The 22,881-nt window shown below is 72.9% G+C and carries 19 protein-coding genes; 6 read left to right on the top strand and 13 right to left on the bottom strand.

Annotated elements, in window-relative coordinates; all coding sequences use genetic code 11:
- Window positions 1-118 precede the first annotated feature (118 nt).
- The 7 genes from ABGB11_RS32850 to ABGB11_RS32820 all read right to left on the bottom strand — a co-directional run bounded on the left by ABGB11_RS32850 (window position 119) and on the right by ABGB11_RS32820 (window position 9,721).
- On the bottom strand, window positions 119-1,711 hold the full coding sequence (locus ABGB11_RS32850; RefSeq protein WP_347639302.1) for an alpha/beta hydrolase: 1,593 nt from the start codon (window positions 1,709-1,711) through the stop codon (window positions 119-121).
- 152 nt (window positions 1,712-1,863) lie between these two features.
- The gene (locus ABGB11_RS32845) at window positions 1,864-3,453 is read right to left on the bottom strand and encodes an alpha/beta hydrolase (RefSeq protein ID WP_347639301.1); all 1,590 of its coding nucleotides are present in this window, start codon (window positions 3,451-3,453) and stop codon (window positions 1,864-1,866) included.
- Window positions 3,454-3,628: 175 nt separating this feature from the next.
- On the bottom strand, window positions 3,629-5,290 hold the full coding sequence (locus ABGB11_RS32840; RefSeq protein ID WP_347639299.1) for an alpha/beta hydrolase: 1,662 nt from the start codon (window positions 5,288-5,290) through the stop codon (window positions 3,629-3,631).
- 256 nt (window positions 5,291-5,546) lie between these two features.
- Window positions 5,547-6,740 (bottom strand): flavodoxin-dependent (E)-4-hydroxy-3-methylbut-2-enyl-diphosphate synthase, encoded by a 1,194-nt coding sequence (gene ispG, locus ABGB11_RS32835; protein WP_347639297.1) that lies wholly within the window; start codon window positions 6,738-6,740, stop codon window positions 5,547-5,549.
- Window positions 6,741-6,855: 115 nt separating this feature from the next.
- Window positions 6,856-8,055 (bottom strand): RIP metalloprotease, encoded by a 1,200-nt coding sequence (locus ABGB11_RS32830; RefSeq protein WP_347639295.1) that lies wholly within the window; start codon window positions 8,053-8,055, stop codon window positions 6,856-6,858.
- 38 nt (window positions 8,056-8,093) lie between these two features.
- Window positions 8,094-9,311 carry a 1-deoxy-D-xylulose-5-phosphate reductoisomerase gene (gene dxr / locus ABGB11_RS32825; RefSeq protein WP_347639293.1) on the bottom strand — a complete coding sequence of 406 codons (1,218 nt, stop codon included), beginning with the start codon at window positions 9,309-9,311 and terminating at the stop codon, window positions 8,094-8,096.
- A gap of 29 nt (window positions 9,312-9,340) precedes the next feature.
- Window positions 9,341-9,721, bottom strand: a complete 381-nt coding sequence (locus ABGB11_RS32820; protein ID WP_347639291.1) for a helix-turn-helix domain-containing protein — start codon at window positions 9,719-9,721, stop codon at window positions 9,341-9,343.
- Window positions 9,722-9,843: 122 nt separating this feature from the next.
- Here ABGB11_RS32820 and ABGB11_RS32815 point away from each other — a divergent pair, with 122 nt between their 5' ends.
- Entirely contained in the window at window positions 9,844-10,692 is an 849-nt protein-coding gene (locus ABGB11_RS32815) for an NAD(P)H-binding protein (RefSeq protein WP_347639289.1), read from the top strand.
- 1 nt (window position 10,693) lies between these two features.
- On the opposite strand, the gene ABGB11_RS32810 is transcribed toward ABGB11_RS32815, so the two are convergent.
- The gene (locus ABGB11_RS32810; protein WP_347639287.1) at window positions 10,694-11,740 is read right to left on the bottom strand and encodes a HAMP domain-containing sensor histidine kinase; all 1,047 of its coding nucleotides are present in this window, start codon (window positions 11,738-11,740) and stop codon (window positions 10,694-10,696) included.
- A gap of 252 nt (window positions 11,741-11,992) precedes the next feature.
- Here ABGB11_RS32810 and ABGB11_RS32805 point away from each other — a divergent pair, with 252 nt between their 5' ends.
- A complete protein-coding gene (locus ABGB11_RS32805) occupies window positions 11,993-12,379 on the top strand; it encodes a hypothetical protein (RefSeq protein ID WP_347639456.1) in 387 nt (128 codons plus the stop codon).
- Between the two features lie 9 nt (window positions 12,380-12,388).
- On the opposite strand, the gene ABGB11_RS32800 is transcribed toward ABGB11_RS32805, so the two are convergent.
- The 4 genes from ABGB11_RS32800 to ABGB11_RS32785 form a co-directional block, all read right to left on the bottom strand.
- On the bottom strand, window positions 12,389-13,606 hold the full coding sequence (locus ABGB11_RS32800) for an ABC transporter substrate-binding protein (RefSeq protein WP_347639285.1): 1,218 nt from the start codon (window positions 13,604-13,606) through the stop codon (window positions 12,389-12,391).
- Window positions 13,607-14,073: 467 nt separating this feature from the next.
- Entirely contained in the window at window positions 14,074-14,439 is a 366-nt protein-coding gene (locus tag ABGB11_RS32795; RefSeq protein WP_347639283.1) for a hypothetical protein, read from the bottom strand.
- Window positions 14,440-14,660: 221 nt separating this feature from the next.
- On the bottom strand, window positions 14,661-16,160 hold the full coding sequence (locus ABGB11_RS32790; RefSeq protein ID WP_347639281.1) for a CoA-acylating methylmalonate-semialdehyde dehydrogenase: 1,500 nt from the start codon (window positions 16,158-16,160) through the stop codon (window positions 14,661-14,663).
- Entirely contained in the window at window positions 16,157-17,461 is a 1,305-nt protein-coding gene (locus tag ABGB11_RS32785) for an aspartate aminotransferase family protein (protein ID WP_347639279.1), read from the bottom strand. Before ABGB11_RS32785 ends, ABGB11_RS32790 begins: the two co-directional genes overlap by 4 nt.
- Window positions 17,462-17,606: 145 nt before the next feature.
- Here ABGB11_RS32785 and ABGB11_RS32780 point away from each other — a divergent pair, with 145 nt between their 5' ends.
- Together ABGB11_RS32780 and ABGB11_RS32775 are read left to right on the top strand one after the other, a co-directional pair.
- Window positions 17,607-19,223 carry a PucR family transcriptional regulator ligand-binding domain-containing protein gene (locus ABGB11_RS32780; RefSeq protein WP_347639278.1) on the top strand — a complete coding sequence of 539 codons (1,617 nt, stop codon included), beginning with the start codon at window positions 17,607-17,609 and terminating at the stop codon, window positions 19,221-19,223.
- Between the two features lie 61 nt (window positions 19,224-19,284).
- On the top strand, window positions 19,285-20,079 hold the full coding sequence (locus ABGB11_RS32775) for an alpha/beta hydrolase (RefSeq protein WP_347639276.1): 795 nt from the start codon (window positions 19,285-19,287) through the stop codon (window positions 20,077-20,079).
- On the opposite strand, the gene ABGB11_RS32770 is transcribed toward ABGB11_RS32775, so the two are convergent.
- A complete protein-coding gene (locus ABGB11_RS32770) occupies window positions 20,042-21,040 on the bottom strand; it encodes a hypothetical protein (protein ID WP_347639274.1) in 999 nt (332 codons plus the stop codon). The genes ABGB11_RS32775 and ABGB11_RS32770 overlap by 38 nt on opposite strands.
- A 94-nt stretch (window positions 21,041-21,134) precedes the next feature.
- Here ABGB11_RS32770 and ABGB11_RS32765 point away from each other — a divergent pair, with 94 nt between their 5' ends.
- On the top strand, window positions 21,135-22,289 hold the full coding sequence (locus ABGB11_RS32765; protein WP_347639272.1) for a glutamate--cysteine ligase: 1,155 nt from the start codon (window positions 21,135-21,137) through the stop codon (window positions 22,287-22,289).
- Between the two features lie 17 nt (window positions 22,290-22,306).
- Window positions 22,307-22,783: a methyltransferase domain-containing protein gene (locus tag ABGB11_RS32760; protein ID WP_347639270.1), complete on the top strand. Its 477-nt coding sequence runs from the start codon at window positions 22,307-22,309 to the stop codon at window positions 22,781-22,783.
- The last annotated feature ends 98 nt before the right edge of the window (window positions 22,784-22,881 follow it).

Below are 22,881 nucleotides of genomic sequence, written 5' to 3'. Positions count from 1 at the left end.
TGGACGGGCGCGGCCTCCGGTCGGCCCTCACCACAGAAAGCTCCACGTGGACAAGCCTATGTCGTCCAGGGGCCGCGTACCCCCACCGGCTCCGGTCACGCTTCGATCGGGCGCCGGGTCACGGGTGGGTGGCCACCACCCGCCCGGTCTCCCGTGCGGTCGCGCCCTTCGCGGGCTGGGGCGCGGGCCCGCGCGCGCACCTCGCGTCGGGGCCGGGCCGGGACGCGGGCACCCGGCCGGTCGCGAAGTAGCCGGCGACGGCCCCGTCGACGCACTCGTCCCCGCCCAGCGTGACGCCGTGGTCGCGCCCGCCGGTCTGCACGAGCAGCCTGGACGTGGGGAGCCTGCGGTGCATCTCCAGCGCGCCCCGGTAGGGGGTCGCGGCGTCCTCGCTGCCCTGGACGAGCAGGATCGGCGGCAGTGACGAGGCGCCCTTCACCCGCGGCGGCGGCCCGCCCGGAACCGGCCAGAAGGCGCACGGCGCGTTGTACCAGGTGTTGCTCCAGGTCTCGAACCGGTAGCCCTGGTCGAAGAGGCGCCGGCTGTCGGCGTGCCAGCGGGCCCAGTCGCGCGGCCAGGGCGCATCGCGGCACTCGACGGCGACGTACATGGTGTAGTTGTTCTGGTCGAGCCGCCCCGGCGGCTGCCACGCCTTGCGCAGCGGCCCGGGGTCGTGCCGGACGACGAAGGCGGACAGGGCGCTCGCGTGCGACGCCCAGGAGTGCTCGCCGTAGCCGTCGGCGAGGAACACGTCGTCCAACTCGGACGGGCCGATCTTCCCGTCGACGGGCCGGGCCTCGAGCGCGGCGCGGGCCTTGGCGTAGGCGGCGGCGACCTTCTGCTCGGTCCTCCCGAGCCGGTACACGGCGTGGTGCCGGGCGATCCAGGAGAAGTACGCGCGGATGCTCTTCTCGAACGCGACGTTCTGGTCGAGGTTGTTGCCGTACCAGACGCCGCTCGGCCGGACGACGCTGTCGAGCACCATGCGGCGGACCCGCCCGGGGAACATCGTCGCGTACACCGCGCCGAGGTAGCTGCCGTACGAGTACCCGAAATAGCTGATCTTCTTCTGACCGAGGGCGGCGCGGATCGCGTCCAGGTCGCGGACGGCGTCGGCGGTGCCCATGTGCGGCAGGAGCCTGCGGTACTTGCGGGCGCAGTCGCCGGCGTAGGCCTTGGCCCTGGCGGTCCAGGCCCGCTCCTCCGCGGCGTTCGCGGGGATGGTGTCGGGGCGTGCCCGGCCCGGGTCCTGGTAGCTCGGGTCGCAGGTCAGCGCCGGTTTGCTCGCGCCGACGCCGCGCGGGTCGAAGCCGATCCAGTCGTAGGACGCGGCGACCTGCTTCGGGAGCCTGCGGGCGAAGAAGCCGGACAGGTCGCGTCCGTGCGCGCCGGGCCCGCCGCGGTTGAGCAGCACCGCGCCCTTGTACGTGCGGCCGGTGTGCCGGGCGCGGGTCAGCGCGAGCGCGATGTGCTCGCCCCGGGGCCGCGCGTGGTCGAGCGGCACGCTGAGGGAGGCGCACTCCAGGCCTTTGAGCCGGGTGCCCTCGACCGGGTCCTTGGCGGGGCAGGGCTTCCACGCGAGGCCGGCGGGCCTCGGCTCGGGACGGGGCGCGGTCCGGGCGGCGGCCGGCGTCCCCTGGAGGGCGACTCCGAGCGTGAGTGCGGTGGCGGCCGTCCCGGCGGCGGCCTTCTTTCCAGCGTCTTTCAGCACCTTCGATTTCTACAGGCGCGAGGCCCTGAACAGCGCGAACTCCCACATCGCGCGATTCCGGCCGCAACCGGCGGAAACGAGCGCGGCGTGCCCGGCCCCGTCCCGCGTAGGGGACGGAGCCGGGCACGCCGCAGTGGTGTGCTACCCGCGTGTTACGGGCGCCCGACCGGGAGGTCCTTGCCCGCGGCGGCGCGGGCCGCCTTCGCGGTCATGGCGGTCGGGTCGGGGTCGTTCAGCTCCGGAACGGCCTTGCAGTAGGCGTCCGGACCGCGGTGGCTCGCCGGCAGCGCGCCCGTGTCGAGGTACGCGGCGACCTTGTCGTCCAGGCAGACGTTGCCGTTGAGCGTGTTGGCGTGGGTCTTGCCGCCGACCTCGAACACCAGCCGGGAGGACGGGAAGACCTTGTGCATCTCCAGGCCGCCCGCGACCGGCGTCGCCCCGTCCTGCGTGGACTGGACGAGCAGCATGCCGGGCAGCCCCTTGGCGCCCTTCAGCTTGAACTCCGGACCGCCCTTGAACGGCCAGAAGGCGACGGGGGCGTTGTACCAGACGTTGCCCCAGGTGACGAACCGGTAGCCCTGCTTGTAGAGCTTCACGGCGTCGCGGTGCCACGTGCTCCAGTTGCGCGGCCACTTGGCGTCGGCGGCCTGGACGGCGTTGTAGACGGCGAAGCCGTTGTCGTCGCCGCCGGGGCTGAGCCAGTCGAGGAGCCCGGACGGGTCCTTGTCGTTGGCCCACGCCGAGAGCGCCTGCGCGAACGGGATGTAGAAGCCCGTGTTGTAGCCGGCGGACAGGACGATGTCGTCCAGCTCGTCCGGGCCGATCTTGCCGCCGATGGACGCCTTCTTCGCCGCCGTGCGGACGGCGTAGTACTTCGCCTCAACGGCCTTCGCGCTCGTGCCGAGGTGGTAGACCGAGTCGTACTTGGCGATCCAGGCCCACCAGGCCTTCATGTTGCGCTCGAACGCCTTGTCCTGTTCGAGCTGGGCGTCGTACCAGACCGTCTTCGGGTTGACGTTGCCGTCCAGCACCATCCGGTTCACGCGGTTGGGGAACAGCGTGGCGTAGGTGGCGCCGAAGTAGGTGCCGTAGGAGAAGCCGTACCAGCTGATCTTCTGCTGGCCGAGGGCGGCGCGGATCGCGTCGACGTCGCGCGCGGCGTCGGTGGTGCGCATGTGCGGCAGCATCCAGCCGAACTTCTTCGCGCAGTCCTGCGCGTACTTCTTCGACTTGGCGATCCAGGCCTTCTCCTCCTTCCACGACGCGGGGTTGTAGTCCGGGCGGATCGGGTCGGAGAAGTTCGGGTCGCAGGTCAGCGCGGGCTTGCTGGAGCCGACCCCGCGCGGGTCGAACCCGATGATGTCGTACTTGGCCGCGACGTCGGCGTGGCCGGTGCCGCCGATCCAGCGGGCGAGGGCCGGGGAGTACGCCAGGCCGGAGCCGCCGGGACCGCCCGGGTTCACGAACAGGGCGCCCTGGTAGTTCTTCTCGTCGGTGTGCTTGAAGCGCGACACCGCGATGGAGATCTTGCGCCCGCCGGGCCTGGAGTGGTCGAGGGGGACCTCGACCTGGGCGCACTGGGCCTGGTTCATGGGGTCGTCGGGGCCGCTGACCTCGCACTTGCCCCAGGCGATGCCCTTGGCGGCACCGGCGGGGCCGGTGTCCGCGCTCGCGGAGACGGCGACGCCCGCGCCGCCTGCCGTCACGACCAGCGCGGTCGCGACGAGGATGGTTCTCTTCACGTGACCCCCTCAGATCGGCGGCCCCGGACGCCCGGCACGGGCCGGAGGGGGGAGCGACGCCGATGCGTTGCGGATGTGTACTGCGACATGGATGCGCCGGCCGCGCCGGGCCCCGGAGATCGCTCCCCGGGGCCCCACGCGGACGGCCCTGTGCCGACGGCCTGGCGGCCGGGCCTCAGCGGATGACGTCGGCCTTCAGGCGCGCGGCCTTCTGCGAAGCCGAACCGCTCAGCGTCCTGGCGGTCGCCGACGACGGCGGCGTCGGGTCGCCGAGCTGCGGAACGTGCACGGTGCGCTGCCCCGGACGCTCTCCCCGCAGGAAGTAGGCGTCGAAGTAGGCGTCCACCTCGGCGGAACCGCGGTGGACGATGCAGTGCGTGCGGTCACCGTCCTGGACGACCAGGCGCGAGCCCTTGAGCCGGCGCTGCAGCTCCAGCGCACCCTCGTACGGGGTGGCCGCGTCGGCGGTCGACTGGAACATCAGGATGTTCTTCGGCAGGTCGCGCGTGTGGCCGATGTTCACCGGCTTGCCGGCCTTGGCGGGCCAGAACAGGCAGGGCGCGTTGAACCAGGCGTTGCTCCACGTCATGAACGGGTGCTTGCGGTTGATCTTCTCGTTGTCCCGCTGCCACTTCTTCCAGCTCAGCGGCCACTGGGCGTCGGTGCACTCGGTCGCGGCGTACATCGCGTAGCCGTTGTCGTCGGACTCGCCGGACGTCGGGGAGCCGAACGTCCCGGCGAACGTGGCGGTGTCGCCGGTCTTGAAGGCGGCGAGGCCGGCGGCGTAGCCGTGCCAGATGGCCTGGCTGCGGCGGTAGGCGGCGTTCAGGATCACGTCGGTCAGCTCGTCCGGTCCGACGGCGAACTGCTGCCCGCTGTCGGGGTCGGTGAAGTAGACCGGCTTGTCCTTGAGCTTGCCGCGCAGGTCGTAGAAGAAGCTCCGCACCTTCTTCTGCGTCGCGCCCAGGTGGTACACCGAGTCGTACTTGGCGATCCAGCCGAAGTAGTACTCGATGTTCTTGTCGAAGGCGATGTCCTGGTTGAGGTTGGCCTGGTACCAGACGCCGGACGGGCCGACGTTGCCGTCGAGGACCATCTTGTCGACGTTCTTCGGGTACACGGTGGCGTAGGCCGAGCCGAGGTAGGTGCCGTAGGAGGCGCCGTAGTAGTCGAGCTTGTCGCCGCCGAGCGCCTTGCGGATCGTCTCCACGTCGTTCACCGAGTCGATGGTCTTGACGTGGTCCAGCAGCCCGATCTTGTCGGCCTTGCCGCAGTCGTCCGCGTAGCCCTTGGACAGCTTCAGCCAGGTGGCGACGGACGTGCGGTCGCCGGTGCCGTAGTCGGGCCTCGGGGCGTTGGTGTAGGTGGGGTCGCAGCTCAGCGCGGGGACGCTCATGCCGACGCCGCGCGGGTCGAACCCGATGACGTTGTAGGCCTCCCGCATCGGGGCGGAGTTCTGCGCGAACACGCGCGGCCCGAAGAGCGCGCCGCCGCCCCCGGGGCCACCCGGGTTGACGACGATGTCGCCCTTCGCCTTGCCCTCGCCGGTGTGCGGCGTCCTGGTGAGCTGGAGCGTGATCTTCTTGCCCTGCGGCTTGGCGTAGTCCAGGGGCACCGACAGCTCGGCGCACTGCACGATCTTGGAGACCGGGTACAGGGCGTCGTAGAGGTCGTGCACCGTCTGGACGAAGTCGGTGGGGCAGGCGTGCCATTTGAGCGCGGCGGGGTTGAAGCCTCCGGCCGTTCCGGCGGATGGACCCGCGGCCTGTGCGCTTGTGGCGCCGAGGCCGGTGAGACCGAGCCCGGCCACCGCGGCCACGACAACGATCCTCTTCACATATCCCCCTATCGTGCCGACTCCGGTTGAGTCAGACATACGGGTAAATGAGTGAAGATTGTTGCGGTTCGGGCATCCGGCTCGACAGGTCCTGATCAGAGTGGATGCCGAATCGTGACAAGATCAGCGGAACTCCGTGATATGCAGGATCGTTCCGGATCCGGGATCGCGGCCCGCGGTCCCCGGGCATGCGAAAGGGCCCCGGGTCGACCACCCGGGGCCCTTCGGACGCTACGGCGTCAGCGCATCGGCGGGATCAGCCGACCACCACGTCGGCGCCGGGGCCGGAGACCGAGCCGTCCTCGCCGATCTCGATGCCCATCTCGTCGGCGATCCGCATGGCCTCCTCGATCAGCGTCTCGACGATCTGCGACTCGGGGACGGTCTTGACGACCTGCCCCTTCACGAAGATCTGGCCCTTGCCGTTGCCGGACGCGACGCCGAGGTCGGCTTCGCGAGCCTCGCCCGGCCCGTTCACCACGCAGCCCATCACCGCGACGCGCAGCGGGACGGGGAAGTCCTTCAGCCCGGCGGTGACCTGCTCGGCGAGCGAGTAGACGTCCACCTGCGCGCGCCCGCAGGACGGGCAGGACACGATCTCCAGGCCGCGGGTGCGCAGCCCGAGCGACTCCAGGATCGCCGCGCCGACCTTGACCTCCTCGACCGGCGGCGCCGACAGCGACACCCGGATCGTGTCGCCGATGCCCTCCGCGAGCAGCGCGCCGAACGCGACCGCCGACTTGATCGTGCCCTGGAACGCCGGGCCGGCCTCGGTGACGCCGAGGTGCAGCGGGTAGTCGCAGGCCGCCGCCAGCTTCCGGTACGCCTCGATCATCACGACCGGGTCGTTGTGCTTGACGGAGATCTTGATGTCGCGGAAGTCGTGCTCCTCGAACAGCGAGCACTCCCACAGCGCCGACTCCACGAGCGCGTCGGGAGTGGCCTTGCCGTGCTTCTCCAGCAGCCGCTTGTCGAGCGAGCCGGCGTTCACCCCGATCCGGATCGGCACGCCCGCGTCCTTGGCGGCGCGCGCGATCTCGCCGACCTTGTCGTCGAACTTCTTGATGTTGCCGGGGTTGACCCGGACGGCCGCGCAGCCCGCGTCGATCGCCGCGAACACGTACTTGGGCTGGAAGTGGATGTCGGCGATGACGGGGATCGGCGACTTGCGGGCGATCGCCGGCAGCGCGTCGGCGTCGTCCTGCGACGGCACCGCGACCCGGACGATCTGGCAGCCGGACGCGGTCAGCTCCGCGATCTGCTGGAGCGTGGCGTTCACGTCGGCGGTGAGCGTGGTGGTCATGGACTGCACCGACACCGGCGCGTCGCCCCCGACCGGAACGTTCCCGACCATGATCTGCCGGGATGCGCGGCGGGGCGCGATCGGACCCGGCGCCCCCTGCCCGTCGCCTTCGCCGCGGACGCTCGGAATTCCCAGTGAAACGCTCATCCCTCTCCTCTGACTTGCGGCCCCGTACAAAGCCTAGGCGCCCTGCGCCGCTGAGTTGACGCCGCGCGGCATATATCACTGTGAGCATTTGACCCCGGAACGTGAACATTTTGGGTCATTCCGGTAGCCGGAGCGGATTGAACAGGTCGGCGAGGATCAGCAGCACCCCGAGTCCCACGAGCACCAGGACGGCCAGGTATGTCAAGGGCAGCAGCCGGGTCATGTCGACCGTGCCCGGATCCGGCCGCCCCCGGATCCGGTTGACGCCGGCGCGCGCCCGCTCGTAGGCGACGACCGCGAGGTGGCCGCCGTCCAGCGGCAGCAGGGGCAGGACGTTCAGCGCGCCGAGGAAGATGTTCACCGACACGACCAGCGACAGGTACAGGGCGAGCTTGTCCCGCGTGGAGCTGTCGGAGGCGAAGATCTGCCCGGACACGTCGGTCGCGCCGACCACGCTGCCGACCTGGCCGCCCGGCGTGCTCTCCCGCTCGGGCGTGAACAGCTTCGGCACGGCGGACGGCAGGTCCGCCGCGACCTCGCCGATCCCGGCGACGGTCCGGCCGATGCCCTGTCCGGCGAAGACGGCCGCGTTCAGCGGGCCGGTCCGCTCGTACCCGGCGCCGACGACCTTCGCGGACATGCCGACGAACGGCCGCCCGTCCACGTCCGCCAGGGTGATGGGCAGAGTCACCGGCCGCGGCGTGCCCGGCCGCTGGACGACCACCTGGACCGTCTGCCCCGGCTTCGCGTCGTCGATCGCCCCGGTGAGGCCGTCCCAGTCGGACACCGGCGTGCCGCCGAAGGAGACGACGCGGTCGCCCGCGCGCAGCCCCGCGACGGCCGCCGGGGACCGCGGGCGGTCGCCGCCGCAATCGCTCGTCATCGCGGCCGGCACGCAGGGCGTGACCTCCTCCACCGTGCTGGTCACCGTGCCGGACTCGCGCACCCCGACCGTCATGGCCATCACCATGAGCAGCAGGAACGCGAACGCGAAGTTGGCGACGACGCCCGCGACGATGACCACCGCGCGGCGGCCGGCCGGCTGCCGGTAGAAGGCGCGCGGGCGGTCCGCCGGGGCGATCTCCTCCAGCGGCGTGTAGCCGACGATCTTGACGAAGCCGCCCAGCGGGATCGCCTTCACCCCGTACTCGGTCTCGCCGCGCCGGACGGACCACAGGGTCGGCCCGAAACCCACGAAGTACTGGGTGGCCTTCATGCCGAACCGCTTGGCGGTCAGCAGGTGCCCGCCCTCGTGCAGCATCACCGACACCAGCAGCGCGACGACGAACGCCACGGCGCCGAGGACGAAGGCCATCGGGTCTCCTCGGGGTCGGTCCCGAGGCGGGCCCCGGGTCAGCCGGTTCCGGTCAGTTCCGCGGTCCGGGCCCGCGCCCATCCGTCCGCCGCGAGGACGTCGTCCAGCGACAGGTCTGCGGTGGCTCCGGAACCGTGCTCCTCCACTACCCGCGCGATCGTGTCGACTATCCCGAGGAACGGAAGCCGTCCGGCGCGGAACGCGTCCACACATTCCTCGTTGGCGGCGTTGTAAACCGCCGGGACGGTACCGCCCAGCTCACCGGCGTGCCGCGCCAGCGCGACGGCCGGGAACGCCTCGTCGTCGAGCGGGAACAGCTCCCAGGTGTGGGCCCTCGTCCAGTCGAGGCCGGGCGCGGCGTCCGGGACGCGGTCGGGCCAGTCGATCCCGAGCGCGATCGGCAGCCGCATGTCGGGCGGGCTGACCTGGGCGAGCGTGGAGCCGTCGGTGAACTCGACCATCGAGTGGACGACCGACTGCGGGTGCACCATGACCTCGATCCGGTCCATCGGGACGTCGAAGAGCAGGTGCGCCTCGATGACCTCCAGGCCCTTGTTGACGAGGGTCGCGGAGTTGATCGTGACGACCGGGCCCATGTCCCAGGTGGGGTGGTTCATCGCCTCCTCGGGGGTGACCTCGGCCAGCTCGGCGCGGCGGCGCCCGCGGAACGGGCCGCCGCTCGCGGTCAGCACGAGCCGCCGCACCTCCTCGGCGCGCCCGCCGCGCAGGCACTGGGCGAGCGCCGAGTGCTCGGAGTCGACGGGGACGATCTGCCCCGGCCGCGCCCGCTCCTTGACGAGGGGGCCGCCGATGATGAGCGACTCCTTGTTGGCGAGGGCGAGCGTCCGGCCCGCGTCCAGCGCGGCGAGGGTCGAGGCGAGGCCGAGGGCTCCGGTCACCCCGTTCAGCACCACGTCGCACCGCCACGCGGCGACCTCGGCGACCGCGTCCGGTCCCGCCGCGATCTTGGGTAGGGGGTAGTCGCCGGTGGCGTAGCCGCGCCGTTTCGCCTCGGCGTAGAAGGCGAGCTGGAGCTCCTGCGCGGCGGACGCCTTGGCCACCGCGACGACCTCGGGACGGAACTCCAGCGCCTGCGCGGCCAGCAGGTCGACCCGGCCGCCGCCCGCCGCGAGGCCGGTCACCCGGAACCGGCCGGGGTTGCGGCGGATCACGTCGAGCGCCTGGGTGCCGATCGAACCGGTGGAGCCGAGGACGGCGACCTCGCGGACGGTCGCGTCGGGGCTGGGTGCAGACATCACCGTCCCATTGTCGGGCATCGGCCCGGTCAACTCCCGGCGGCGTCGTAGGCGTGCCGCGCCCGCTCCACCTTCTCCAGGTTCTCCGCGGACCACTCGGCGAGCGACGCGAACAGCGGCGCGAGGCTGCGTCCCAGCTCGCTGATCTCGTACTCGACGCGCGGCGGCACCTCGGGGTGGTAGGTGCGGACGACGAGCCCGTCGCGCTCCATCTGCCGGAGCCGCTGCGTCAGCACCTTCGGCGTGATGGAGCCGATGCGGCGCTGCAGCTCGACGAACCGCTGCCGGCCGTACTCGTGCAGCGTCCACAGGATCGGGGTCGTCCACCGGCTGAACACGATGTCGACCACAGGGGCGATCGGACAGGCGAGCTCGGCGTCGAGCTCCTCCGCGTTCCACACGGTCCCCACGGCGCCCTCCCGGGTAGTCACTATCTTCTAGGTACCTACTATATCGAGGATGCTAGCTTCGCCGGGTCGCACCGCGACAGCGCCGCCGCGGCGGCGTCAGCGCAGCTCATACGGAGTGACTCATGATCGTTGTCACGGGTGCCACGGGGAACGTCGGACGGCCGCTCGTCCGGGCGCTGGCCGGGGCGGGCGAGGACGTGACGGCCGTGTCCCGGCACGTCCCGGACGATCTGCCGGACGGCGTCCGCCACCGCGCGGCCGACCTCGCCGACCTCGAAACCCTCCGGCCCGCCCTGGACGGAGCGGACGCCCTCTTCCTCCTCATCGCCGGGCCGCTGCTCGGCTCCCCTGCCGGCCCCGGCCCGCGCGACGTCCTCGACGTGGTGAAGGCCTCCGGCGTCGCGAACGTCGTGCTGCTGTCGTCCCAGGGGGCGGGGACGCGCCCGGAGTCGCCCGCCCACGCGCGGCTGAGGGCGTTCGAGGAGGCCGTCCGGGAGTCGGGGCTCGACTGGACGATCCTGCGGCCGGGCGGCTTCGCCAGCAACGCGTACGCGTGGGCGGAGCCCGTCCGCGCGCACCGGTCGGCCGCCGCGCCGTTCGCCGGCGTCGCGCTGCCGTTCGTCGACCCGGCCGACATCGCCGAGGTCGCGGCCGCGGTGCTGCGGGAGGGCGGGCACGCCGGCCGCGTCTACGAGCTCACGGGCCCGGCGCCGGTCACGCCGCGGGACCGCGCGCGGATCATCGGCGAGGCGCTGGGCGAGCCGGTGGCGTTCACCGAGCAGACGCGGGAGGAGGCGAGGGCCCAGATGCTGGAGTTCATGCCCGAGCCGGTCGTCGACGCCACCCTGGACATCCTCGGCGAGCCCACGGCCGCCGAGCGGCGGGTCAGTCCGGACGTGCAGAAGGTCCTCGGCCGCCCGGCGCGGTCGTTCGCGCAGTGGGCCGCCGGCGCCGTCGCCGCGTTCCGCTGAGTCACCGGACGAGCGGGAGCCGCAGGACGAGGCGGGCGCCGTAGGTGCCGTCGGCGACGTACAGGCTCCCGCCGTGGCCGATCGCGATCTGCCGGGCGATCGAGAGACCGAGGCCGCTGCCGCCCTTGTCGCGGCTGCGCGCCGTGTCCAGCCGGGCGAAGCGCTCGAAGACGCGGTCGCGGTCGGCGTGCGGGATGCCGGGGCCGTCGTCGCGCACCTCGACGACGGCGTCCACGCCGTCCGCGCGCGCCTCGACCTCGATCTGCCCGCCCGCGTAGCGCTCGGCGTTGGCGAGCAGGTTGAGGACGACGCGGCAGAGGCGCAGCCGGTTGCCCATCACCATGACCCCCGGCTCCACCTTGACGGTCGTCGGGACGGCGGAGGAGCGGCGGGCGACCTCCGACTCCACCAGCGCGCCGAGGTCGATGCGCTCGCGGACGGGGACGTCGCCGGCGTCGAGGCGGGCGAGCACGAGAAGGTCGTCCACGATGTGGTGCAGGCGCTCGATGTCGGCTAGCGAGGACCGCAGCGTCTCGGCGACGTCCCCGTCCTCGGGGGCGGCGAGGGCGAGCTCGATGCGGGTCCGCAGGCCGGTGATCGGCGTGCGCAGCTCGTGCGAGGCGTCGGAGATGAAGGCGCGCCGCTGGGCGGCCGCGCCGTCCAGCCTGCCGAGCAGGCGGTTCACGTGGCCGGCCAGCCGCTGCACGTCGTCGCCCGTGGCCGGGACGCCGACCCGCTCGCTCAGGTCGGCCTCGTCGAGGTCCTCCAGGTCCCGGCAGAGCCGGCGCACCGGATCCCGCAGCCCGCGGGCGAGGCGGACGACGCCCCAGCCGGCCAGGCACGCGGCGGCCGCGGCCAGCACCGCCATGACCGCCGCAAGCACTCCGGGGCGGCCGACGTCGGCCAGCAGGGCCAGCGCCACGGCCGCCAGGGCCACCACGGCCGCCAGAAGGGAGCCGAGTGCGGTGACCGCGAACGTCACGCGCGCCCGTACGGGGCGGGGCCTGCGCGGCCGGACGCGCCGGAGACCGACGTTCCAGGCAGACATGTCTCCTTTGTACGCAACTGCCGCCCAACGGACGGCAAAGATCCCCGCCCGCGACCGCATAGCCCCGGTCTGCAATCCCCCGCTCCGCGGGGCTTCCGGCGCGGGCCCCGGACGCGCATAGCCCAGCCGATCTTGGACGTCCCGGCGACACGGGATGCTTTGCCGCCCTTTTCACCTTCGGTAACGGAGACCACACCCTTCCCCGCCTATAAAGGAGTGACGTGAAGCCGACTCCCGCCGGGGGATGGAGACATGGGCCAGACAGGCGAGCCGCTCGTCGACCATGGCGGGCTCAGCAGAGCCCAGCGCCTGGGCGACGCATGCGTCGTCTGCCGCAAGAGCTGGCCCCGGCCGCGCGTCCGCGTCGGCCGCCTGCCGGACTCGTCCGGGGTGTTCGCGTGCGACGACTGCGCACCCGCCCCGCCGGCACCCCGCGCACGCCGGGGCCCCAGGGAGCCGTTCACGGACGCCGGGCGGCCGGTCGGGGAGCCGCCGCCCGCGCTGACGGCGGTGCCTGCCGCCGCCGTCATGGAGGTCTCTCCAAGGAGAAGGGTGACCCGGGCGTTCGGGGGGAAGTCCGGGACCACCCCGCAGGCGCGTCCGGCTGGGGGCGGCCGGACGCGCCGGAGAGACCCCTAGGGGCCGCCGTCAGCCCTTCGTCCGCGTCGCCGTGAGCCAGGTGCGGGTCCACTCGGCGTAGTCCGTGCAACCGGCCTTCTCGTCCTCGTCCTTCTTCCCGCGGCACGCCTTCGACGGCGCGTGCGCGAAGATGATCTTGTCGAGGTAGGCGCGGTCGCCCACGTGGTAGGCGGCGCAGAACCCGGCCCGGAGGCGGTCGCCCGAGCACGCCTGCGGGTTGGCGGGCGCCACCCCGGTCCACTCGGCGACCTGCTGCTGGACGTCCGGCGAGGCCGTCCACTGGAGCCACTGGTACATGCAGTTGGGGTGCTGGGCGCGGACGCCGATCATCCACGCGTCCATCCACCCGGTCGCGCCCTCCGACGGGATGACGCCCTGGACGGGACGGGACGCGCGGTTCAGCACGTCCACGTGGTAGGGCCACGCCTGCCCGAGGACGGCCCGGCCCCCGGCGAACGCGCTGACGGCGTCGGCCGGCAGGTCCCAGTACTCCCCGACGTACGGGCGCTGCTCGGCGAGCACGCGCCCGGCGGCGGCGAGCTGCTCCGGCGTCAGCGAGTACGGGTCGCGGATCTTGAGCTTGCGCCGCTCGCCCTTGAGGTAGAGCGCGGCCTCGGCGATGGCGAGCGGGCTGTCCCGCATGATCAGTTTGCCGGAGTACCGGCGGGCCTGGCCGGGGTCGAACAGCGCGGCCCAGCTCGCCGGCGGCGGCACGGTCCGGGTGTCGTAGGTGAGCAGGTTGGAGCCCCACACGTACGGGATGCCGTAGTGCTTGCCGCCGCGGTCCAGCAGCTTGCGGAGCTTCGGCTCCAGCTTCTTGTAGCCGTCCACGAGGTCGGGGTTGACCGGGACGACCTGGTCGTCCTCGATCAGCCCGCCGGCGACCTCGGGCGGCGCCGCGACGCCGTCGTAGCGGCGGCCGGGGTCGCGCATGAGGGCGGCCATCTCCTCGGGCGTCTGGACCATCTTCAGCCCGACCTTGCAGCCGGTGCGCTTCTGGAACGGGGTGACCCAGTCGACGCGCGGGTCGGTGGTGCCGCTCTCGACGGACCCGGGGAGGGCGACCAGGTTCAGCATGCCCTCACCCGGCCCGAGGGTGCTGGCGACCTTGGCGACCGCGGCCGGCTTCTCCTCGTCCCCGCTGCAGGAGACCAGCCCGGCGGCGAGTGCCGTGGCCGCCACCAGGGCCCCTGCCGTCCAGACCCGTGCCGTGGCCGTCAGCCGCATCTCGCTCCCGATCCTTGCCAGGGTCCTCCCCCTTCACGAACGGGGCCCGTCGGCGCAGCGTAGCGTCTCCGGCGCCGCGGAGCGGCGCGCACCCGGCACCGGCCGGGGTCCGCACCCCTCCGGCCGCCATTCCGTCCGTCCCGGAGGCGGTCGGCGAATTTATCGCCGGTCGGGCGCGGTATTTCCCGCCGACTTCGAGCCGCGCGGTCGGCAATTACCGGTGATCGCGACTCGGGAGTTCCGCCGAAACTTTCCCGGAGGTAAGAACGCTATAGCCATTGCCGTACCGTTTGCTGGCGCATTTCGGCCGGCGGCTCAACGGAGAAACCGCCGGGGCCCCGGGAGACGGCGGGTGCTGGCGTCCGCGCCATACACGGAGGTTGCTGGAGAGGGATATGGCGCGGGCTGCCGTCCTGCCCGGGACCGCGGCGGCACCGGCGGGCGTGGCGAGGTTGGGGAACAGCGGATCACCGTGCGGTGCTGCCTGGCCACGCGATCACCGGTACCCGGCCGAACGGCGACGGTGTGACGCCCTCGAGACGGAGGAGGTTCGAGGGACGCCGCACGTCCTTCCGGGTGTCGCGGGACGGCCGCGGAGGGCCGTCGGGGGATGCCGGCGCACCGGCCGGCGGCCGCCTGGGAGCGGCGTGCTTGACCACCTCGATCCGTGCGATGAGCCGCTGCGGGGTGTCGGCCTCCAGGAAGTCGCCGACGTCGCGGTCCTTGGGCGGCAGCGCCCACCAGTGGCCGGTGCACAGGCCGAACCAGATGGTCCAGCCCGGGAATCGCCTTGCGAGGGCGTCCACCTCTGCGGCGTGGTCGCCTGCGGTCATAGCGCGGCTCTCCTGCACGTCCCGGCCCCATGTGGCCTCTCGGCCCTGGACTCCGTGTTTCTGACTGCCAACCCTGACTTTTGAATTCATCCCAATTAATTGAGACAGTCAGATTGTGTCGCCGGACACAGACTCCGTCAATGGGTGTAGCCATTATTCGTCCGCGCGCGGCGGACGAAAATCAACGACGTGAAACGCCGGAGGTAGGAAATTCCCGTACCTCAGCCGCCGGCGGGAAATCCCAGCTCAACGCCCCGGTGGCTGGGATCGGCCCAGCGCGCGGTGACGGCCTTGGTCCGGGTGTAGAAGTGGACGCCCTCCATCCCGTGGGCGTGACTGTCGCCGAACAGTGAGTCCTTCCAGCCGCCGAAGGAGTAGTAGGCCATCGGCACCGGGATGGGCACGTTGACGCCGACCATGCCGACCTCCACCTCGTTCTGGAAGCGGCGCGCCGCGCCGCCGTCGTCGGTGAAGATCGCCGTTCCGTTGCCGTACGGGTTGGCGGAGATCAGCTCCATGGCGGCGTCGTAGGAGCCGGCCCGCACGACCGACAGGACGGGCCCGAAGATCTCGTCCTTGTAGGCGTCCATGTCCGGGGTGACGTGGTCGAGGACGGCCGGGCCGAGCCAGAAGCCGTCTCCCGCGCCGCCGAGCACCTCCGGGTCGCGCCCGTCGACGGCGAGGGTGGCGCCCTGCGCGACGGCGCCGTCCAGGTACGAGGCGACCTTGTCGCGGTGCGCCCGGGTCACCAGCGGACCCATCTCCGCCTCGGGATGGTCGCCGGGACCGATCCTGAGCCGGGCGACCCGCTCGCGGATCCTGGCCGTCAGCTCGTCCCCGACCGGGTCCACGGCCACGACGACGGAGATCGCCATGCACCGCTCCCCCGCCGACCCGAACCCGGCGGACACGGCGGCGTCCGCGGCGAGGTCGAGGTCGGCGTCCGGCAGCACGAGCATGTGGTTCTTGGCGCCGCCGAGCGCCTGCACCCGCTTGCCGTTCGCCGCCGCCGTCGCGTAGATGTACCGCGCGATGGGGGTGGAGCCGACGAAGCTGACCGCCTTGACGTCCAAATGGTGCAGCAGCCCGTCCACCGCGGCCTTGTCGCCGTGCAGGACGTTGAAAACGCCGTCCGGCAGCCCCGCCTCGGCCCACAGCTCGGCGATCCGCACCGACGCCGAGGGGTCCTTCTCCGACGGCTTGAGCACGAAGGTGTTCCCGCACGCGATCGCCACGGGGAACATCCACATCGGCACCATCGCCGGGAAGTTGAACGGGGTGATCCCGGCGGCCACGCCGACCGGCTGCAGGATCGAGTAGGCGTCGACGCGGGACGAGACGTTCTCGGAGAAGCCGCCCTTGAGCAGGTGCGGGATGCCGCAGGCGAACTCGACGACCTCCAGGCCGCGCGTCACCTCGCCCGCCGCGTCCGGGACCACCTTGCCGTGCTCTGCGGAGATGAGCCGCGCCAGCTCGTCGCGGTGCCGGGCGACCAGCTCGCGGAACGCGAACAGCACCGCCGTGCGCCGCGAGAGCGAGGTGTCCCGCCAGCCGGGGAACGCCTGCTTGGCGGCGGCCACGGCCGCGTCGACCTCGGCCTGCCCGGCGAGGTCGACCGCCCCGGCGAGGCGGCCGGTGGCGGGCTCGTAGATGTCGCCCTGCCGGCCGGGCTCCCCGTCGTAGGGCTTCCCGCCGATCCAGTGGGTGACGCGGCGGCTCATGCGGACTCCTTCCCCAGTGCTTCGAGGCACGCGATCAGGATGCCGAGGCCTTCGGCGGCCTCGTCGTCGGTGAGGGTCATCGGCGGTGCCATGCGGACCACGTTGCCGTACAGGCCGCCCTTGCCGACCAGCAGCCCCCGCTCGCGGGCCGCCTCCATGAGGGCGGCGGCGAGCGGCGGGCTCGGCTCGCCGGTGCGGGGGTCGGCGAGCTCGACGGCGAACATCAGGCCCTTGCCCCGGACGTCCGCCACCATCGGGAACCGGGGGGCCGCCTCCGCCAGCCCGCCGATGACCGTCGCGCCCTGGCGCGCCGCGTTGGCCTGCAGGTCGTGGTCGAGGAGGTGGTCCAGCGTCGCGTTCGCCGCGGCCATCGAGACCGGGTTGCCGCCGAAGGTGGAGATGCCCACCGCGTGCAGGCCGTCCATGAGGTCGCCGCGCGCGACGACACCGCCCACCGCGAAGCCGTTGCCGAGGCCCTTGGCGAACGTCATCGCGTCCGGGGTCACGCCGTGGTTGTCGATGCCCCAGAAGCCCTGCCCCGTCCGCCCCCACCCGGTCTGCACCTCGTCGGAGACGAACAGGATCCCGTGCTCGTCCAGGACGCTCTTGTAGGCGGCGAACAGCCCGTCCGGCGGCATCGTGAAACCGCCGACGCCCTGGATCGGCTCGGCGATGAGCGCGGCGACGTCGCCGCCGGTCGCGGTGGCGAGCACGTGCCGGAGGTCCTGCGTGCAGGCGTCGATGTACTGCTCGTCGGACATGCCCGCGAACTGCGGGAGATGGCGGTCGGCGCCGTGCAGGAAGTGGACGTCCAGCGGCGAGAAGGACAGGTTCGTCCAGGCCCGGTTGCCGGTCACGCCCGTCGCGGCGAACGACCGGCCGTGGTAGCTCTGCCGCATCGCGAGGACCTGGTCGCTGCGCCGCGCGTACGCGGCGAGCAGCAGCGCCGCCTCGTTCGCCTCCGTCCCGGAGTTGACGAAGAACACCTTCGCGTCCGGGATGCCGGACAGCCGGGCGATCTTCTCGGCCAGCTCCACCTGCCCGCGCAGCAGGTACGCGGTGGAGGTGTGCACGACGCCCGTCGCGATCTGGCGCTCCACCGCCTCCCGGACCTCGGGCACGTCGTACCCGAGCATGTTGGTCAGGATGCCGGTGAAGAAGTCGAGGTAGACGTGGCCCTCCGCGTCGGTCACGCGGTTGCCCTTGCCGCCGACGATCTCGATGGGGTCCCGGTAGTTGAGCGCCATCCACGACGGCATGACCGCCCGGTGGCGCCGGAGCAGGTTCGCGTGTTCCGACATGGCACAAGTCTGGTTCCCGGGAGGGGCCGGAGGCCACCCGCAGAGTGTCAGGACCGCGCGGCCGCGCTTGACGGTCTGCTCGCGGCTGACACACTGTAATGGCCTGATCATCGCCGTTGACACCCTGTCGGCTACCATCGCGGTGATGCTGCCCACTGTCGACGACGTCCTCCAGCTCGACGCGGTTCGCCGCGGCCAGCCGCACGTCGTCGCGGGCGCCGACCGCACCGGCAACCGGGTCCGCTGGGTGCACGTCGCCGAGGTCACCGACATCGCCCACCTGCTGCACGGCGGCGAGCTGGTGCTCACGACCGGGATCGCGCTGCCGGACGAGCCGGAGCGGCTGCGCGCCTACATCGCCGACCTCGCCGAGGTCGGCGTCAGCGGCCTGATGATCGAGCTCGGCCGGCGCTACGCCAGCGTGCTGCCGCCCGCGCTGACCGCCGCCGCCGAGGAGTTCGGCCTCCCGGTGATCGTGCTGGCGCACGAGCCCGCGTTCGTCGACATCACCGAGTCGCTGCACGCCCGGATCGTGCAGGAGCAGTACGCGGAGCTGCGCGCCTCCGAGCAGCTGCACGAGATCTTCACCCAGCTGTCGGTCGAGGGCGCCTCCACCGACGAGGTGGTCCGGCAGGTCGCGGCGCTCGGCGGGCATCCCGTCGTGCTGGAGAACCTCGCCCACCAGGTCCTCGCCGCCGACGCCGGCGGCGCCGACCCCTCGGAGCTGCTGTCGGCGTGGGAGACCCGGTCCCGCGCCGTGCGGCCGGGCCGCCGCACCGGCTACGACGAGGCGTCCGGCTGGCTGGTCACCATGGTGGGCGCGCGCGGGGAGGACTGGGGCCGGCTCATCATCGACCTCGGCGCGCCCCCGTCGCCGCGGGAGACGGTCCTGGTCGAGCGGGCCGCGACCACGCTCGCCCTCGGCCGCCTCCTCGACCGGCACGCCGAGGGCCTCGAGCGCCAGGCGCACGGGACGATCATCGCCCGGATCCTCGCGCACGCCTACTCCGACCCGCAGGAGGCCGCCGCCCGCGCCCGCGCCCTCGGCGTCCCGCTGTCCGGCCGCCGGCTGCTCGGCGCGGTGCTGCGCCATCGCGGCCCCGCCTCGTCCGCCCCGCCGGTCGGGGAGCTGTCCCAGCTCGCCGAGACCGCGGCGGCGGCCTGCAAGGACGCGCGGCTCGCCGCCCTCGTCGGGGTGCTGGACGAGGGCGGCCCGCACGCCCGCGTCGGCGTGCTTGCCTCCCTGCCCGCCCGCGCCGACGTGGAGACGGCGCTCGCCGAGGTCGCCACCCGGATCCGCGCGCAGTCCGGCGGCACGGTCATGGCCGCCGGGTCCGTCGTGGAGACGATCCGGGACGTCCGCCGCTCGTTCCTGGAGGCCGAGCAGGTCGCCGACGTCGCCGCCCGCGGCTCCGGAGCCCGCCTCTTCTACCGCCTGCCCGACCTGCGCCTCCGCGGCCTCCTGCACCTGCTCCGCGACGACGCCCGCGTCCAGACGTTCGTGGAGCGCGAGCTCGGCCCGCTCCTGGAGTACGACGCCGAACGCGGCGGCGACCTGACCCGCATTCTGGAGCTCTATCTTGAATCGGGGCGCAACAAGGCGGTGGCCGCCCAGCGGGCGCATCTGTCCCGTCCCGCCTTCTACGAACGGCTCCGCCGGATCGAGCGCGTACTGGACGCCGACCTGGACGATGTGGAGTCCTGCGTGTCCCTCCACGTCGCGCTGCTGGCCCTGTCGTCGGTCCGCTGGGAACGTTCCTGACATCCCGGCGTGACCGGTGAAGGCCGTCCGCGCGGGTGCTTCCGCGCATACGCTTTACCTCATGGCGGACTCGGCATTGCACGTTCATCGGTATGGGGATCCTGCCGGCGACCCCGTGGTCCTGCTGCACGGCGTCACAGGGCACGGAGCGCGCTGGCGCCGGACCGCCGAACGGTACCTGGCGGACCGGTCCGTCCTGGCACCCGACCTGCGCGGGCACGGGAGGTCGACGCACGAGCCGCCGTGGACGGTCGAGCGGCACGTCGCCGACGTCCTCGCCCTGATGGACGCCGAGGGCGTCGAGCGCGCCGACCTCGTCGGCCACTCCTACGGCGGGATGATCGCGGTGCACCTGGCGCGGAGCGCGCGGCGCCGGGTGCGGCGGCTCGTGCTGCTCGACCCCGCGATCGGCCTCGAACCGGCCAAGGCCGCCGAGGAGGCGCGCGGCTACCTGGCGCCCGTGTCGTTCGGTGACGTCGCCGAGGCGCGGGCGCACCGGGCGGCGCGCTGGCCGAAGTCACCGGACGAGGCCGTGGACGAGGAGGTCGCCGTCCACCTGGAGCACGGCGCGGACGGGCGGCTGCGGTGGCGGTTCGAGCCGGCCGCGGTCGTGACGGCGTACTCGGAGATGGCCCGCCCCCACCTGCCGCCGCCGGCGGACGTCCCGACGCACCTGGTCATCGCGGCCGAGGCCGACCTCGTCCGGCCCGAGTTCGTGGTGGACCTGCGCGCGGCGCTCGGGCCCGGCCTCGTCATCAGCGAGATCGAGGCCGGGCACATGCTCTACCTCGACCGGTTCGAGGAGACCGGATCGCTGCTCAGCTCCTGGCTGGACGGAGCAGGCGCCGCCCGGTGAACGGCGGCAGGGTCAGCGGCGTGTGCAGTCCGGGCGGGGCCCCGGCCACCGCCGGAACGGCGGCCGCCATCCGCAGCGCGGCCGGGTCGCCCGGACCGGCGATCTCGGCGCACCAGGGCGGCTCGCCGGCGATCTCGACGCGGTGGCCGCCGCCGGAGGGGGCCGCGGGCCAGTGCGGGGCCACGTCGGCGCGGGCCCGCGCGATTCGCTCGATGGTGATCACCGGGCGCCCGCCCAGCATGCCCGACACCCGGAGCCGCAGCCCCGCCTGGGCGCCCTGGGCGATCCGGCCGATGTCCTCGGGTGCCGTGCACAGCTCGTAGGTCTCGCGCAGCTCGTCCAGCGGGACGGCCAGATGCTCGGCGAGAAGGCGGACCACCGGGCCCCAGCAGCGCCGCGGGGCGCCGGGCCGCACGGCCGGCGGGCGGTGGCCGGCGGGCGCGCCGAACCCGGCGCCCTCCGGGGCGTCCGGGCCGGTGAACGTGGTGATCGTGACGGCCTCGATGCGCAGGCAGGCGCCGCTGAGCAGCAGCGGGAGCACGTCCTGTGCCGGGCCGGGGCCGAGCGTGAGGCAGGCGGCGCCGCCGGTGGCGCAGGCCGAGCGGACGCGCCGGACCAGGCCCCGGCCGGCGGACGGCGGATGGACGAGCGAGGGCACGGCGTCCGACACGACACCGGCGCCCGCCTCCAGGAGGCGGCACAGCTCTCCCACCGCGTCCGCCCCGTCGGACTCCGTGTGGCAGACGACATGGGGGCGGCGGGCCAGGAGCTCCGCCGGGTCATCGGTGGCGAGGACGCCGAGAGGGCGTCCGCTTCCGGCCAGTTCGGCGGCGTCCGCGCCGACGTGCCGGGGGTCGCCGGTGACGACCCCGGCGAGTTCGAGGTCCGGGTGCTCGATCAGGGCTCTGAGCACCCGCGTGCCGGCGGTTCCGGTGCCCCACTGGCCGACAAGAAACGACATATCACCACTTTTCAACCAAGCGCTCGGTCAACGGCGGCGCGCATTGTAAGCACGCTCGTCGACTCAGGACGAGACCCGTCCGGGACGTACATCCGTGCACCCCGGGAAGTACTCTCTTGTGACGTTTCGTACCGACCCGCGCACTTTCGGGGTGGAAGAGGAACTGCTGCTCGTCGATCCCGAGAGCGGCGCGCCGCAGGCCGTCTCCGGGTCCGTCATCATGTACGCCCGGCGCCACGACGAGCTCTTCCTGACCGGCGGGCGGCGGTCCAAGCCGCTGGAGACCGAGCTGCAGCGCGAGCAGCTGGAGACGGCCACCCCCGTCTGCACCTCGCTCGGCGAGGTGTCCGAGCACCTCCGGTCGGCGCGGCTGGCCGCGGCCGGGTGCGCGGCGGGCGCGGGCGTCGCGGTGGCGGCGCTCGCGACCTCGCCGGTCAGCGTCCGCCCGTCGCTGACCCCGACGCACCGCTACCTGCGGATGGCCGACGCCTACGGGCCCACCGCCGACGAGCAGCTCACCTGCGGCTGCCATGTGCACGTCGGCATCGAGTCCCCGGACGAGGGCGTCGCCGTCCTGGACCGCATCCGGCCGTGGCTGCCGCCGCTGCTGGCCCTCAGCGCCAACTCGCCGTTCTGGCAGGGCGCCGACACCGGCTACGACAGCTGGCGGCACCAGGTCTGGAGCCGCTGGCCGTCGAGCGGCCCGACCGAGCTCTTCGGCTCGGCGGAGGGGTACCGGGCGACGGTCGAGGCGCTGCTCGCGACCGGGGCGCTGGTCGACGAGGGCATGATCTACTTCGACGCCCGGCTGTCCCGGCGCTACCCGACCGTGGAGATCCGCGTCGCGGACGTGTGCCTGAAGGCCGACGACGCGGTGCTGATGGCCGCCCTCGTCCGCGCCCTGGTCGACACGGCCGCCGCCGCGTGGCGGTCCGGCGAGCCGCCCGACCCGGTGCGGGCCGACCTGATGCGGCTGGCGATGTGGCGGGCCGGACGCTCGGGCCTGCGCGACGACCTCGTCCACCCGTGCACCCGCCGCGCCGCGCCCGCCCGCGAGGTCGTGGCCGCGCTGCTGGACCACCTGTCCCCCGCGCTCGACCGCTCGGGCGACCTCGGAACCGTGGCCGGGCTCCTGTGCGACGTGCTCGAACGCGGCAACGGCGCCCAGACGCAGCGCGCCGACTTCACCCGCACCCACGACGTCACGGCCGTCGTCACGAGCGCCATCGAGCGGACGGTCGCGTTCTGATCAGAGACAATCCCCGGATGCTCCTCGACGACGCCGCCCTGGAACAGTCCGCGGTCGTTGCCAACTGCGCCATGAACCGCGAACGCCGTCTCGACGGCTACGCCCGCGAGCTGGGCATCGACATCACCGAGCTCGCCGGGGACCGATGGCTCGACCTGTGCTGCGGAACGGGCCGAGCCCTCGCCGACGCAGCGGCCGTCCTGCCGGAAACGGAGATCGTGGGCGTAGACCTGGTAGACCACTTCGTCCCCGGAACAAACGCGCTCCGCCTGATCACCGCCTCGGTAACGACCTGGCAGCCGGACGGACCATCCGACCTGATCACCTGCGTCCACGGCCTGCACTACATCGGCGACAAGCTGGGCCTACTCACCCGAGCCGCATCATGGCTGACCGAGAACGGCCTGCTCATCGCGAACTTCGACGCCGGAAGCGTCCGGCTGCCCGACGGAACCCCGGCCGGACGCCGCCTAATGGGAGCTGCCGGGTCGTAGAGACTCGGTAGCCGTAGCCGCCAGCAGGTGAGCACTTCCGCCGCCGGAAGCGTCCGACTTCTGTGGTCAGACCGTGCCCCTGCTGGCCGGCCGGGAGG

Source organism: Actinomadura sp. B10D3, assembly GCF_039871695.1.
GTDB lineage: Bacteria > Actinomycetota > Actinomycetes > Streptosporangiales > Streptosporangiaceae > Spirillospora > Spirillospora madurae.
The sequence above is the reverse complement of the archived record's forward strand: the minus strand, read 5'-3'. Positions and strand labels throughout refer to the sequence as shown.

Excerpts from the sequence above, each read along its gene's own strand:
- ABGB11_RS32785 (WP_347639279.1), bottom strand. The coding sequence starts at position 17,461 with ATGTCGGAACACGCGAACCTGCTCCGGCGCCACCGGGCGGTCATGCCG.
- ABGB11_RS32770 (WP_347639274.1), bottom strand. The coding sequence starts at position 21,040 with ATGTCGTTTCTTGTCGGCCAGTGGGGCACCGGAACCGCCGGCACGCGG.
- ABGB11_RS32790 (WP_347639281.1), bottom strand. The coding sequence starts at position 16,160 with ATGAGCCGCCGCGTCACCCACTGGATCGGCGGGAAGCCCTACGACGGG.
- ABGB11_RS32795 (WP_347639283.1), bottom strand. The coding sequence starts at position 14,439 with ATGACCGCAGGCGACCACGCCGCAGAGGTGGACGCCCTCGCAAGGCGA.
- ABGB11_RS32830 (WP_347639295.1), bottom strand. The coding sequence starts at position 8,055 with ATGGCCTTCGTCCTCGGCGCCGTGGCGTTCGTCGTCGCGCTGCTGGTG.
- dxr (WP_347639293.1), bottom strand. The coding sequence starts at position 9,311 with ATGTCTGCACCCAGCCCCGACGCGACCGTCCGCGAGGTCGCCGTCCTC.
- ispG (WP_347639297.1), bottom strand. The coding sequence starts at position 6,740 with ATGAGCGTTTCACTGGGAATTCCGAGCGTCCGCGGCGAAGGCGACGGG.
- ABGB11_RS32760 (WP_347639270.1), top strand. The coding sequence starts at position 22,307 with ATGCTCCTCGACGACGCCGCCCTGGAACAGTCCGCGGTCGTTGCCAAC.
- ABGB11_RS32815 (WP_347639289.1), top strand. The coding sequence starts at position 9,844 with ATGATCGTTGTCACGGGTGCCACGGGGAACGTCGGACGGCCGCTCGTC.
- ABGB11_RS32810 (WP_347639287.1), bottom strand. The coding sequence starts at position 11,740 with ATGTCTGCCTGGAACGTCGGTCTCCGGCGCGTCCGGCCGCGCAGGCCC.
- ABGB11_RS32780 (WP_347639278.1), top strand. The coding sequence starts at position 17,607 with ATGCTGCCCACTGTCGACGACGTCCTCCAGCTCGACGCGGTTCGCCGC.
- ABGB11_RS32775 (WP_347639276.1), top strand. The coding sequence starts at position 19,285 with ATGGCGGACTCGGCATTGCACGTTCATCGGTATGGGGATCCTGCCGGC.
- ABGB11_RS32800 (WP_347639285.1), bottom strand. The coding sequence starts at position 13,606 with ATGCGGCTGACGGCCACGGCACGGGTCTGGACGGCAGGGGCCCTGGTG.
- ABGB11_RS32805 (WP_347639456.1), top strand. The coding sequence starts at position 11,993 with ATGGGCCAGACAGGCGAGCCGCTCGTCGACCATGGCGGGCTCAGCAGA.